At 57.1% G+C, this 13754-nt stretch carries 13 protein-coding genes; 10 read left to right on the top strand and 3 right to left on the bottom strand.

What is annotated here, in order from left to right:
* Positions 1–27 precede the first annotated feature (27 nt).
* Complete coding sequence (locus NTD81_RS07890) at positions 28–735, top strand: arginyltransferase (RefSeq protein ID WP_262181304.1); 708 nt, start codon at positions 28–30, stop codon at positions 733–735.
* 100 nt (positions 736–835) lie between these two features.
* Entirely contained in the window at positions 836–1054 is a 219-nt protein-coding gene (infA, locus tag NTD81_RS07885) for a translation initiation factor IF-1 (protein WP_002553999.1), read from the top strand.
* Positions 1055–1146: 92 nt separating this feature from the next.
* Here the strand turns inward: infA and clpA are convergent, their stop codons facing one another.
* Together clpA and clpS are read right to left on the bottom strand one after the other, a co-directional pair.
* Positions 1147–3417 (bottom strand): ATP-dependent Clp protease ATP-binding subunit ClpA, encoded by a 2271-nt coding sequence (gene clpA, locus NTD81_RS07880; protein ID WP_262181302.1) that lies wholly within the window; start codon positions 3415–3417, stop codon positions 1147–1149.
* Positions 3418–3446: 29 nt separating this feature from the next.
* Complete coding sequence (gene clpS / locus NTD81_RS07875; RefSeq protein WP_262182071.1) at positions 3447–3809, bottom strand: ATP-dependent Clp protease adapter ClpS; 363 nt, start codon at positions 3807–3809, stop codon at positions 3447–3449.
* A gap of 230 nt (positions 3810–4039) precedes the next feature.
* Between clpS and cspD the strand changes: the two genes are divergently transcribed.
* On the top strand, positions 4040–4294 hold the full coding sequence (gene cspD / locus NTD81_RS07870; protein WP_262181301.1) for a cold shock domain-containing protein CspD: 255 nt from the start codon (positions 4040–4042) through the stop codon (positions 4292–4294).
* A gap of 68 nt (positions 4295–4362) precedes the next feature.
* Here cspD and icd read toward each other — a convergent pair whose 3' ends face one another.
* On the bottom strand, positions 4363–5619 hold the full coding sequence (gene icd, locus NTD81_RS07865; RefSeq protein WP_262181298.1) for an NADP-dependent isocitrate dehydrogenase: 1257 nt from the start codon (positions 5617–5619) through the stop codon (positions 4363–4365).
* 367 nt (positions 5620–5986) lie between these two features.
* On the opposite strand from icd, the gene NTD81_RS07860 reads away from it, so the two are divergent.
* From NTD81_RS07860 to NTD81_RS07830, 7 genes are all read left to right on the top strand, one after another.
* Positions 5987–8212 carry an NADP-dependent isocitrate dehydrogenase gene (locus tag NTD81_RS07860; RefSeq protein WP_262181296.1) on the top strand — a complete coding sequence of 742 codons (2226 nt, stop codon included), beginning with the start codon at positions 5987–5989 and terminating at the stop codon, positions 8210–8212.
* A 79-nt stretch (positions 8213–8291) separates the two neighbouring features.
* Positions 8292–8732: an NUDIX hydrolase gene (locus NTD81_RS07855; RefSeq protein ID WP_262181293.1), complete on the top strand. Its 441-nt coding sequence runs from the start codon at positions 8292–8294 to the stop codon at positions 8730–8732.
* Positions 8733–8810: 78 nt separating this feature from the next.
* The gene (gene mnmA, locus NTD81_RS07850; protein WP_262181289.1) at positions 8811–9929 is read left to right on the top strand and encodes a tRNA 2-thiouridine(34) synthase MnmA; all 1119 of its coding nucleotides are present in this window, start codon (positions 8811–8813) and stop codon (positions 9927–9929) included.
* Positions 9926–10552: a high frequency lysogenization protein HflD gene (gene hflD / locus NTD81_RS07845; protein WP_262181286.1), complete on the top strand. Its 627-nt coding sequence runs from the start codon at positions 9926–9928 to the stop codon at positions 10550–10552. Before mnmA ends, hflD begins: the two co-directional genes overlap by 4 nt.
* Positions 10553–10720: 168 nt before the next feature.
* Positions 10721–12091, top strand: a complete 1371-nt coding sequence (gene purB, locus NTD81_RS07840) for an adenylosuccinate lyase (RefSeq protein ID WP_262181283.1) — start codon at positions 10721–10723, stop codon at positions 12089–12091.
* Positions 12092–12169: 78 nt separating this feature from the next.
* The gene (locus NTD81_RS07835; RefSeq protein WP_262181281.1) at positions 12170–13336 is read left to right on the top strand and encodes a cupin domain-containing protein; all 1167 of its coding nucleotides are present in this window, start codon (positions 12170–12172) and stop codon (positions 13334–13336) included.
* Complete coding sequence (locus tag NTD81_RS07830; RefSeq protein ID WP_262181278.1) at positions 13329–13754, top strand: GNAT family N-acetyltransferase; 426 nt, start codon at positions 13329–13331, stop codon at positions 13752–13754. The genes NTD81_RS07835 and NTD81_RS07830 overlap by 8 nt, the downstream gene beginning before the upstream one ends.

Below are 13754 nucleotides of genomic sequence, written 5' to 3'. Positions count from 1 at the left end.
CTAGAAGACTGATTTCGAGAGTCGACCATGACCGAGCTGGCCCGCCTTAAGTTCTATGCCACTCAGCCCCACGCCTGCAGCTACCTGCCCGAGGAAGAGGCCACTACTTTATTCCTCGATCCCAGCCAGCCGATGGACGTGGGGGTTTACGCTGACCTTTCGGAAATGGGCTTTCGGCGCAGCGGCGACCACCTCTATCGCCCGCATTGCCAGCGCTGCACCGCATGCGTGCCGGCGCGAATCCCCGCCGCGCAATTTATTGCCAATCGGCAACAGCGCAAAATCCTTAATCGCAATCAAGACTTACAGATCAACATGGTGCGCCCGGCGTTCAGCGAGGAATATTACGCCTTGTATGCCCGCTATATAGAGCTACGCCATGCTGACGGCGATATGTACCCACCTAATCGCGAGCAGTTCAGTACTTTTTTAGTCCGCGATCTGGCCTTTTCGCGCTTCTATGAGTTCCGTCTTGACGGACGTTTGCTCGCTATCGCCGTCACCGACGTCCTGCCCAATGGACTTTCGGCGGTGTACACCTTCTATGATCCAGACGAAGAACGGCGCAGCCTTGGGCGCTTCGCCATCCTCTGGCAAATAGCTGAGGCCGCACGCCTGAACCTGCATGCGCTCTACCTCGGCTACTGGATCAAGAACTGCCGCAAGATGAACTACAAGACCCAATACCGCCCTATTGAGCTGTTCGTAAATCAGCGCTGGGTAGTGCTTAACTGAATTTCTTGGCGCCGACGACTGTTTTCGGGCACAATGCACGCCGCTTTTGCCGAGCGCCAATTGCGCTGGGCCATTCTTTGAATATCGAGGGCTTTACTGCATGTCGAAAGAAGACAGCTTCGAAATGGAAGGTACTGTCGTCGACACCCTGCCCAACACCATGTTTCGTGTGGAGTTGGAAAACGGGCACGTCGTTACCGCGCACATCTCTGGGAAGATGCGCAAGAATTACATCCGCATTCTGACCGGGGACAAAGTTCGCGTTGAGCTTACCCCTTACGACTTGAGCAAGGGCCGCATCACCTACCGCGCCCGCTAAGTGCGATTGGCGAGTACAAATCGCCTCTGACTTAAGCAGCTTAAGTAAAAACGCCCGGCATAGCCGGGCGTTTTTGTTTGCACTGAAATGCTTTAAGCCATTTCAGCCGTGGTCTCGAACTCGAAGGTCAGCTCATCGCCGTCCATATCGACATGCACCACACCACCATGCTCAGCCAACTCGCCGAAGAGAATTTCTTCCGCCAGCGGACGCTTGATCTTATCTTGGATCAAGCGTGCCATTGGGCGAGCCCCCATCTGCACGTCATAACCATGCTCGGCCAGCCAATCCCGCGCCGCACCACTGACCTCAAGCGTGACGCGCTTATCCTCAAGCTGCGCTTGCAGCTCGGTGAGAAACTTGTCGACGATGCTTTTGATCACTTCGTGACTCAGGCGGCCGAACTGAATAATGGTGTCCAGACGGTTGCGGAACTCAGGGGTGAAGCTCTTCTTGATCACTTCCATGGCATCGGTTGAATGATCCTGGAAGGTGAAACCAATCGATGCCCGCGATGCAGTCTCAGCACCGGCGTTGGTGGTCATGATCAGAATCACGTTGCGGAAGTCCGCCTTGCGCCCGTTATTGTCAGTCAAGGTGCCGTGATCCATCACCTGCAGTAACAGGTTAAAGACTTCCGGGTGGGCCTTTTCGATCTCATCCAACAACAGTACGCAATGTGGCGTCTTAGTAATCGCCTCGGTCAGCAGACCACCCTGATCAAAACCGACATAGCCCGGTGGCGCACCGATCAGGCGCGACACAGTGTGACGCTCCATGTACTCAGACATATCGAAGCGAATCAGCTCAACCCCAAGGGCTTTAGCCAATTGCCGCGCTGCCTCGGTTTTACCCACCCCAGTAGGGCCGGCAAAGAGGAACGAGCCCACTGGCTTGTCCGGCGCTTTAAGGCCGGCACGGGACAGCTTGATCGCGGTAGACAACGAATCGATTGCCGCATCCTGACCAAAAACGGTCAGCTTGAGATCGCGCTCAAGGTTACGCAGCAGTTCCTTATCGGAGCTGCTGACGTGCTTAGGCGGAATCCGCGCGATCTTGGCGACGATATCCTCAACCTGAGCCACATCAATGCGACTCACGCGCTGATCTTGTGGCAGCAGGCGCTGATAGGCGCCGGCCTCGTCAATCACGTCGATAGCCTTGTCGGGCATGTGGCGGTCATTGATATAGCGCGAAGCCAGTTCGGAAGCCGCGCGCAGCGCCTCATCACTGTACTCAATGCCGTGATGCTGCTCGAAACGCCCCTTAAGGCCACGCAGGATGCCGATGGTGTCCTCCACCGAAGGCTCGACCACGTCGACTTTCTGGAAACGCCGCGCCAAGGCGCGATCTTTCTCAAAAATCCCACGGAATTCTTGGAAAGTCGTCGAGCCGATGCAACGGATTTCACCGGAAGACAGCATGGGCTTAAGCAGGTTAGAGGCATCCATCACCCCGCCCGAAGCGGCGCCCGCACCAATAATGGTGTGAATCTCGTCAATAAACAGAATCGCATGGGGACGTTTGCGCAGCTCACCCAACAGGGCTTTCAAGCGCTTCTCAAAGTCGCCACGGTACTTAGTCCCGGCCAGCAATGCGCCGAGATCCAAGGAATACACCACGCTTTCAGCCAGCAGGTCAGGGACCTGGTTATCGACGATACGCTTAGCCAGGCCTTCTGCGATGGCGGTTTTACCCACCCCTGCCTCACCGACTAGCAGCGGGTTGTTTTTGCGCCGACGCGCGAGAATCTGCGCGACACGCTCCACTTCCTGCTCGCGACCGACCAGTGGATCAATTCGCCCTTGGCGAGCCAGCTCGTTGAGATTACTCGCGTAGGCATCCAGCGGGTTGCCGGAGGCAGTAGGTTCGCCGCCCTCCTCATCCTGGCTGTCTTGATCAGCTTCTGGCTGACCACCATGGCCAGGCACCTTGGAGATGCCGTGGGCAATAAAGTTGACCACGTCGATACGGGCCACGCTTTGCTGCTTGAGCAGGAACACCGCTTGGCTTTCTTGCTCGCTAAAGATCGCGACCAGCACGTTAGCACCGGTGACTTCACGCTTACCCGAGCTTTGCACATGGAATACGGCACGTTGCAGAACCCGCTGGAAGCCCAAGGTAGGTTGGGTTTCGCGCTCGTCATCGTGCTGAGGAATAAGTGGCGTGGTGGAGTCGATAAATTCCTGCAACTCCTGGCGCAGCTTGTCTAGATTAGCCCCGCAAGCACGCAAAACGCTGGCAGCGGCTTCGTTGTCGAGCAGTGCCAACAACAGATGTTCAACCGTCATGAATTCATGACGCTTGATTCGAGCCTCCTTGAAAGCCAGATTGAGGGTGACTTCGAGCTCCCGATTTAACATAGCTTCACCTCATGCCCAGGCGGCCGGAATTAACCGTCCTTCTCTATTTCACAGAGTAGCGGATGCTGGCTCTCTCTTGCATATTGATTCACTTGCATCGCTTTGGTTTCAGCGACATCACGAGTAAATACACCACATACCGCTCGTCCCTCAGTGTGAACGGCCAGCATCACTTTAGTCGCCGTTTCACGATTGAGATTGAAGAAAACTTCAAGCACCTCGACGACGAAATCCATGGGGGTGTAGTCATCGTTAAACAAAATAACCTTGTACATCGGAGGAGTCTGCAGCGCAGGCTTTGACTCTTGGATAGCGACGCCCGCTGAGTCTTCGTCATGCCCGTCAGGCTGATCCTGATTGAAGGTTAGTCGAATGTGGCTATGTGCATGCATGCGCAATTGCTTCTTTGGTGAGCGAATATTCTGTACTTGACAGAGTTTGAACGGCTTCTCAGCCAGATGCAGCATTGCCTTGACTATCGGCAAAACGGTGTTACAAACAAAGGACACCCATTTGGGTATTAAAAAAAGGTTTCACAAAGCTGCCTGGTAATGCCAAACAGCTTGTGGAGTGGAAGTGGATGATACTCCAGTGATGGAGTCCTTTGCAGAGGGATATCAGCATGGTCAGCGGTAAGGTCAAGTGGTTCAACAACGCCAAAGGTTACGGGTTTATCCTAGCTGATGGTCGAGATGAGGACCTGTTCGCCCACTACTCGGCTATCCAGATGGACGGCTATAAAACACTCAAGGCCGGACAGCCGGTAAGCTTCGATATTATCCAAGGACCTAAAGGGCTGCACGCGGTTAATATCAGTGCGCCTAACGCGGCCAGTGATAGCCCTAGCCAGCCCACTACCTCAGCCACTGAGGCTTGAACTAGCGCAAAACCTGCGCCCATTAAAAAGGCCGGTCAATTGACCGGCCTTTTTTTCTGGCTGCCGCCTTACATATGAGCGATTAAGGCATCACCAAAGGCTGAGCACGACAGCAACTTTGCCCCGTCCATCAGGCGCTCGAAGTCATAGGTCACTGTCTTGGCACCAATGGCGCCGTTGGTGCCCTTGATAATCAGATCAGCGGCCTCAGTCCAGCCCATATGGCGCAGCATCATTTCGGCGGAAAGAATCAGCGAACCTGGGTTGACCTGATCCTTGCCGGCGTACTTAGGTGCCGTGCCGTGGGTCGCCTCGAACATGGCGACGGTGTCGGACAAGTTGGCACCCGGAGCGATGCCAATCCCACCCACTTCTGCCGCCAGGGCATCCGATAGATAGTCGCCATTGAGGTTGAGCGTGGCGATGACATCGTACTCCGCCGGGCGCAGCAAAATCTGTTGCAGCATGGCGTCGGCGATAGCGTCTTTGACGATGACATTTTTGCCAGTCTTGGGGTTTTTAAACTGCATCCAAGGGCCGCCGTCGAGCAAGGTCGCACCAAATTCTTTGGCTGCGATCTCATAGCCCCACTCTTTGAAGGCACCCTCGGTGAACTTCATGATGTTGCCTTTGTGCACGATGGTCAGCGAGTCGCGATCATTGTCGACCACATACTGCAGGGCTTTGCGCACCAAACGCTGGGTACCCGCCCTGGACACTGGCTTCACGCCAATGCCGCAGTCTTCATCGAAGCGGATCTTGGTGACGCCCATTTCTTCTTTAAGAAACTTGATCACCTTGTTCGCCTCAGGCGAACCGGCTTTCCACTCGATACCGGCGTAAATATCTTCGGAGTTTTCACGGAAGATGGTCATATCGACATCACCCGGTTTTTTCACCGGGCTAGGCACACCCTCGAACCAGCGCACCGGGCGCAAGCAAACGTAGAGATCGAGCTGCTGGCGCAGGGCTACGTTGAGGGAGCGAATACCGCCGCCCACCGGAGTGGTCAGCGGGCCTTTAATAGAGACGACGTAGTCTTTGACTGCATCGAGGGTTTCCTGCGGCAACCAAGTGTCTTGATCGTAAACCTGGGTGGCCTTCTCGCCGGCGTAGACTTCCATCCACGAGATCTGGCGCTTGCCGCCATAGGCTTTTTGTACGGCAGCATCCACCACTTTGATCATCACCGGGCTGATATCCACGCCGATGCCGTCTCCTTCTATATAAGGAATGATCGGATGGTTGGGGACGTTCAGGGATGTATCGGCATTGACGGTGATTTTGTCACCGGTAGTTGGCACTTGGATCTTTTGGTATCCCATGCTGGACTCCGTTGTCATTGACGTTGATACAGCAGCTCGCTTGCCGAGGGTAGCGCAAATCGAGCAGTGGCAACCATATGCAATAGTCTTATGTAGATAAGCATTCTGCGACGCGCTGTCGCAGTGGTATACTACTTAGGTGGCTAACAAGTCATAAGGGGTCAGTGTCTCGCACGAGACTCACACCTCTTGATACTGGTGGTCGTCACCACGGCCTTCCAGCTCGAACCGCTCGGCCCTCTACTGGTGCATTCATCATCACCGCGGCGAGTCCTCGACTTTTGAGCCGGTCAAACACTGGCTTCTGCGTCTATCTGCGCATGTCGAGTTTCTGTGCACGCACAGCAAAGAAGAGAGTTAACTACCAATGTCCACCCCTTCGAAGATTATTTACACCTTCACCGACGAAGCCCCCGCCCTTGCTACCTACTCGCTTCTGCCCATCGTTGAAGCTTTCGCTGCATCGGCTGACATCTCTGTAGAAACACGCGACATCTCTCTTGCAGGACGCATACTTGCGACATTCGCCGACCAGCTGGCCGCCGATAAGCGCATTGACGACGATCTCGCCAAGCTGGCGATCCTGGCTACTGAGCCTGATGCCAACATCATCAAGCTGCCAAACATCAGTGCCTCGGTTCCACAACTCAAAGGCGCCATCGCCGAGTTGCAAGCCCAAGGCTACAGCATCCCTGATTTCCCAGAAGACCCACAAACTGACGCGGAAAAAGAAACCCGCGCGCGTTACGCCAAAATTCTCGGCAGCGCAGTAAACCCGGTTCTGCGTGAAGGCAACTCCGACCGCCGCGCCCCTGCTGCGGTAAAAGCCTATGCCCGCAAACACCCGCACTCGATGGGCAAGTGGAGCATGGCTTCGCAGTCCCACGCGGATTACATGCGCGGCGGCGACTTCTTCTCCAGCGAGCAGTCGATCACCATGGCCAAGGCCGGTGATGTCCGCATCGAGTTCGTCGGCAAAGACGGCAAGGTAGAAGTTAAGAAGCAACTGGCCCTGCAAGAAGGCGAAGTGCTGGACAGCATGTTCATGAGCTGCCGCCAGCTGCGCAACTTCTTCGAGCGCACCCTGCAAGACTGTAAAGAGACCGGCGTGATGTGGTCCCTGCACGTCAAAGCCACCATGATGAAGGTCTCCCACCCAATCGTCTTCGGCCACGCCGTCAGCGTTTACTACAAAGGCGCGTTCGAGAAGCACGGCAAGCTGTTTGAAGAGCTGGGCGTAAACCCGAACAACGGTATCAGCAGCGTCTACGACAAGATCAAAGTGCTGCCGATCTCCCAGCAAGAAGAGATCCTCCACGACCTGCACGCTTGCTACAGCGAGCGCCCAGAAATGGCCATGGTGGACTCGGTTAAAGGCATCACCAACCTGCACATCCCAAGCGACGTGATCGTTGACGCCTCGATGCCGGCGATGATCCGTAACTCCGGGCAGATGTGGGGCAAAGACGGTAAGCAGAAAGACACCAAAGCGGTAATGCCAGAAAGCACTTACGCGCGCATCTACCAAGAGATGATCAACTTCTGCAAAACCAACGGTGCATTCGACCCAACCACCATGGGCAGCGTACCGAACGTTGGCCTGATGGCGCAGAAAGCCGAAGAGTACGGTTCCCACGACAAAACCTTCGAGATGACTGCCGACGGCAGCATGCGCGTAGTGCTGGCCGATGGCTCCGTACTGATGCAGCACGAAGTGGAAGCTGGCGACATCTGGCGCGCCTGCCAGACCAAAGACGCGCCGATCCGCGACTGGGTCAAACTGGCCGTCACTCGCGCTCGCCAGTCCGACACTCCAGCAATCTTCTGGCTCGACCCAGAACGCGCCCACGACCGCGAGCTGCAAAAGAAAGTTGAGCTGTACCTGAAGGATTATGACCTGACTGGCCTGGATATCCGCATGATGGATTACAACCAAGCCATTCGCGTGTCCATGGAGCGCCTGATCCGCGGTCTGGATACTATCTCGGTCACCGGCAACGTGCTGCGCGACTACCTGACTGACCTGTTCCCAATCATGGAACTGGGTACGTCGGCGAAAATGCTCTCCATCGTACCGTTGATGGCTGGCGGCGGCATGTACGAAACCGGTGCGGGTGGTTCTGCGCCTAAGCACGTGCAGCAGCTGGTCGAAGAAAACTACCTGCGTTGGGACTCCCTCGGCGAGTTCCTGGCTCTGGCGGTTTCCCTGGAAGACACCGGGATCAAAACCAACAACGCCAAGGCCAAAGTACTGGGTAAAACCCTCGACCAAGCCACTGGCAAACTGTTGGATAACAACAAGTCGCCAGCCCGTAAGGTCGGCGAGCTGGACAACCGTGGCAGCCACTTCTACCTGGCCCTGTACTGGGCCCAGGCGCTGGCTGCACAAGATGAAAATGCTGAGCTGAAAGCGCAATTCGCCCCGCTGGCGAAAACCCTGACTGAGCAAGAAGCCACTATCGTTGCCGAACTGGCTGCCGTCCAAGGCAAACCGGTCGACATCGGTGGCTACTACCGCTCCAGCCCGGAGAAAACCAGCCAGGTGATGCGCCCAAGCGCCACCTTCAACGCTGCGCTGGCTTCTTTAGCGTAACGCTGTAGAGCAAGACCCAGAAACCCCGGCCACGCACCGGGGTTTCTGCTTTCTAAAGCACGCACAAAGAGAACCCCAGATGGACTGGAACCCCCATATCACCGTAGCCACCGTGATTGAAGACAACGGTCGCTTTCTCTTGGTTGAGGAACTCAAAGGCGGCCGCCTGGTGCTGAACCAGCCCGCCGGCCACCTTGAGCCCAACGAAACCCTGCGCCAAGCTGCCATCCGCGAGACCCTCGAAGAAACCGGTTGGGACGTCGAACTTACCGGGCTGCTGGGCATTTATCTGTATACCGCACCGAGCAATGGCGTCACTTACCAGCGCGTCTGTTTTACCGCCAAAACCATTGCCCACCACCCCGAGCGCGCCCTAGATGAAGGCATCAGCCGCGCCATCTGGCTCAGCCGCGACGAGCTGCTCAGCGATCCAAGCCGCTGGCGCAGTGAATTGATCCCGCGCTGCGTGGATGATTATCTGGCTGGTACCGCAGTCAGCCTTGACGTAGTGCGCGACTAGCCGCCCTGCTCGGCTAGCCGTAGCCCGCCGCCTTTCTGTTAGAATCAGCGGCTTTTCAGGCTTTACTCGCAGACTCCCATGCAAGCACCTAGCTCCCAACGCGTGATCGTCGGCATGTCCGGCGGCGTCGACTCTTCCGTTTCAGCCCTACTGCTGCTTGAGCAGGGTTATCAGGTCGAAGGCCTGTTTATGAAAAACTGGGATGAGGACGATGGTACTGAATACTGCACCGCCATGGACGATCTGGCGGATGCCCAAGCCGTGTGCGACAAGATCGGTATCAAGCTACACACCGCTAACTTCGCGGCGGAGTACTGGGACAACGTATTCGAGCACTTTTTGGCCGAATACAAAGCCGGGCGCACGCCTAACCCAGACATTCTATGCAACCGCGAAATCAAGTTTAAAGCCTTCCTCGACTACGCCCTGATGCTCGGCGCAGACCTGATCGCCACCGGCCATTACGTGCGCCGTCGCGATATCGAGGGACGCACCGAGCTGCTTAAAGGCCTCGATCCGAATAAGGATCAGAGTTACTTCCTGCATGCCGTAGGCGGCGAGCAGATCGCCAAGACCCTGTTCCCGGTGGGTGAGCTGGAAAAGCCGGCAGTACGCGCCATCGCCGAGAAATACCAACTGGCCACGGCCAAAAAGAAAGACTCCACGGGTATCTGCTTTATCGGCGAGCGGCGTTTTAGCGATTTCCTCAAGCAGTACTTGCCCGCCCAACCCGGCAATATTGAAACCACCAGCGGTGAGGTCATTGGCCGCCACCACGGCCTGATGTACCACACCATTGGCCAGCGCCAAGGCTTGGGTATTGGCGGCCTGAAGGGCGCCGGTGATGAGCCGTGGTACGTCCTGCATAAAGACCTGAGCCGCAATGTGCTGGTGGTCGGCCAAGGTAATGAACATCCCTGGCTGTTCAGCCGCGCCCTGCTCGCTTCAGAGATTTACTGGGTGAACCCGATTGACCTGAGCAGCCCGCGCCAACTGACCGCCAAGGTGCGTTATCGCCAAGGCGACCAGGCCTGCACGCTGGAGCGCACTGACAACGGCTACCGCGCCGTGTTTAGCGAGCCGCAGCGCGCCGTCACTCCCGGCCAGTCGGTAGTCTTTTACGACGGCGAAGTATGCTTAGGCGGCGGCGTGATCGAAACCGCCGAACCTTGGACCAGCCGCGAGCAGACCGTATGAGTAACACCCGCGATCAACTGATCGCCCTCGCCGGCGTCTTTCAAGCGGCCTTTTTAGTCGACAAGCTGGCCCGCACCGGGCAAGTCCATGAACCGGCCGTGACTTGCCTGATCAACAGCCTGTTGGTGCGCGATCCCAAGGACACCCTGGACGTGTACGGCGGGGACGACCTTAACCTGCGCGACGGTTACCGCGCCTTGGTTGGCGCCTTAGAACGCGACCCTGCCAGCCTGCAACGCATGCCGCTGCGCTACGCCTTGGCGCTGCTGACCCTGGAACGCAAGCTGGATAAGCGCAATGACTTGTTAGACCTGATGGGCAGTCGCCTGGCTCAGGTACAGCAACAGGTTGAGCTCTTCGGCCCGGGCCACGACAACGTCATTGCCAATTGCGGCAGCCTGTATCAGGACACCATCAGCACCTTCCGTCAGCGTATTCAGGTGCAAGGTGATGCCCGTCACCTGCAGCAAGCCAACAATGCGGCGAAAATCCGTGCCCTCCTGCTCGCTGGCATCCGCAGTGCCCGCCTCTGGCGGCAATTAGGTGGCCATCGTTGGCAGTTGGTGTTTAGCCGGCGCAAGCTGCTCAAAGAGCTGTATCCGTTGCTGCGCAGCGAAACATGACAACCGCTAAAGCCGCCTAATAGAGGCTCAGGCGCACCTGCGCAGCAGGCGCCGACAACTTTGGGGCGGTTATCGCTGCTAAACGGCTGCAGGCAAACGCGGTTAAGCAGCGGTTTTCATGTATGATGTGCGCCCTTTTCAATGGCCGATTGTCCGAGAACGCCTCCCATGCTGCTTTCCTCGCTCACCGCGGTTTCCCCTGTTGATGGCCGTTACGCCAGCAAAACTAGCGCCCTGCGCCCCATTTTCAGCGAATACGGCCTGATCCGTTTTCGCGTCCTCGTTGAAGTGCGTTGGTTACAACGCCTCGCCGCCCACGCTGGCGTCAACGAAGTAGCGCCTTTTTCGGCCGACGCCCAAGCTGTGCTCAACCAATTGGCAGATAACTTCGCCATTGAGCACGCCGAGCGCGTTAAAGAGATCGAACGCACCACCAACCACGACGTTAAAGCCGTGGAATACCTGCTCAAGGAGCAAGCGGCTAAGCTGCCTGAGCTGGATAAGGTCAGCGAATTCATTCACTTCGCCTGCACCAGTGAGGACATCAACAACCTGTCCCACGCCCTGATGCTGCGCGCTGGTCGCGACGAAGTGCTGCTGCCGCTGATGCGTCAAACAGCACAAGCGATCCGCGAACTGGCGATCAAGTTTGCCGAAGTGCCGATGCTCTCGCGCACCCACGGCCAGCCGGCCTCGCCGACCACTCTGGGCAAAGAGCTGGCTAACGTGGTTTACCGCCTAGAGCGGCAGATCGCGCAGGTAGCGGCCGTACCCCTGCTGGGCAAGATCAACGGCGCCGTCGGTAACTACAACGCGCACCTGTCGGCTTACCCGCAAGTAGACTGGGAAGCCAACGCCCGCGAATTTATCGAGCAAGACCTGGGCCTGCAGTGGAACCCCTACACCACCCAGATCGAGCCGCACGACTACATTGCCGAGCTGTTTGATGCCATCGCCCGCTTCAACACCATCCTGATCGACTTCGATCGCGATGTGTGGGGCTATATCTCCCTGGGCTACTTCAAGCAGAAGACCATCGCTGGCGAAATCGGCTCCTCGACCATGCCGCACAAGGTCAACCCGATTGACTTCGAGAACTCCGAAGGCAACCTGGGCATCGCCAACGCTCTGCTGCAACACCTGGCCAGCAAGCTGCCGATCTCGCGCTGGCAGCGTGACCTGACCGACTCCACCGTGCTGCGTAACCTGGGCGTGGGCTTCGCTCACAGCATCATGGCTTATGAGGCAAGTCTCAAAGGTATCAGTAAGTTAGAGCTCAATGCTCAACGCATTGCTGAAGACTTGGACGCCTGCTGGGAAGTCTTAGCTGAGCCGATCCAAACCGTCATGCGCCGTTACGCCATCGAAAACCCTTACGAGAAGCTCAAAGAGCTGACCCGTGGCAAAGGCATCAGCCCAGAAGCACTGCTGAGCTTTATCGATGGCCTGGATATGCCTGCACAAGCCAAAGCTGAGCTCAAGCTGCTGACTCCAGCCAATTACATCGGCAATGCAATTGCCCAGGCAAAACGCATCTAAATGGCGTCAGCCACTCCGACGCCCGGCTGAGCCGGGCGTTTTTATTTACGGCTATTGAATTAGATCAAAGGCTTAGCGATGAATCCTGATACTCCGCTACAACTACTGGGCGGCCTGACCCCGCGCGAGTTCATGCGTGACTACTGGCAGAAAAAACCGTTGCTGGTGCGCCAAGCGATTCCTGGCTTTGAGAGTCCTATCTCGCCGGATGAGCTGGCTGGCCTGGCCCTGGAAGAAGAAGTTGAATCGCGCCTTGTCCTTGAGCACGGCAGCCAGCCGTGGGAGCTGCGCCGTGGCCCGTTCGCCGAGGACGCATTTAGCGAACTGCCGGAGCGCGACTGGACCTTGCTGGTGCAGGCGGTCGACCAATTCGTTCCGGAAGTGGCCGAAGTCATCGAGCAATTTAAGTTTCTGCCCAAGTGGCGCATCGACGACGTGATGATCAGCTTCGCCGTGCCTGGCGGCGGCGTGGGTCCGCACTTCGATAATTACGACGTGTTTCTGCTGCAAGGCTTAGGCAAGCGCCGCTGGCAAATCGGCCAGGTCTGCGACTCCGAAAGCCCGATGCTGCAACACGCGGATCTTAAGATCCTGGCTGAATTTGTTAAAACTGAAGAATGGGTGCTCGAGCCCGGCGACATGCTGTATCTGCCGCCACTCCTGGCCCACTGTGGCACCGCTGAGGATGATTGTATGACGTACTCCGTAGGCTTCCGGGCGCCAAGCGCCGCTGAAGTCCTGACCCATTTCACTGACTTCCTCGGCCAGTTTCTGCCCGAAGAAGAGCGCTACAGCGATGCTGATGCTGCCCCCAGCGAAGACCCGACGCAAATCCAGCGCGATGCTCTGGAACGCCTCAAAGCCCTGCTCAATGAGCACATGGGTGACGAGCGCCTGCTGATGACCTGGTTTGGCCAATATATGACCGAGCCGCGCTACCCCGAACGCATCAGCGGCACCGAAATCGAGCTGCAAGACCTGCTGAGCAACCTCGAAGATGGCGCCGTGCTGATTCGCAACCCCAGCGCGCGCATGGCCTGGTCGGAAGTCGGCGAGGATCTAGTGCTGTTCGCCAGCGGCCAGAGCCGTCTGCTCTCGGCCGATCTGCGCGAACTGCTGAAGCTGGTCTGCTCGGCTGACGCCCTGCATATCGACAACCTTGGCCAGTGGCTGGGTAACGAAGAAGCCAGCTGCCTGCTGGTCGAGCTGGTGAAACAAGGCAGCCTGGAGTTTGCCGATGAATGAGATCCGTGTACGGCTAGCCGACTGGCACAAGGACAATGCTGATCTGCGCCGCATCCGCGAAACCGTGTTTATCGGTGAACAAGCGGTGCCCGCAGAGTTGGAATGGGATGCTGAAGACGTTGACGCCGTACACTTTCTGGCCTTGGAAGGCGAATACCCGATTGGTACGGCACGTTTGCTGGCTGACGGCCATATCGGCCGGGTATCCGTCCTCAAGGACTGGCGTGGTCTTAACGTCGGCGTGGCACTGATCAAAGCGGTGATTGCCGAAGCGGAAAAACGCGGCCTCAATCAACAAATGCTCAGCGCCCAGGTGCACGCTTGTGGTTTCTATGAAAAGCTCGGCTTTACCATTGTTAGCGGTGAATACCTAGAAGCGGGTCTGCCCCATGTCGATATGGTGCGCAGCAGCACATAG

The sequence above is a fragment of the Pseudomonas sp. 5P_3.1_Bac2 genome (genome assembly GCF_025465995.1).
Taxonomy (GTDB): domain Bacteria; phylum Pseudomonadota; class Gammaproteobacteria; order Pseudomonadales; family Pseudomonadaceae; genus Aquipseudomonas.
The sequence above is the reverse complement of the archived record's forward strand: the minus strand, read 5'-3'. Positions and strand labels throughout refer to the sequence as shown.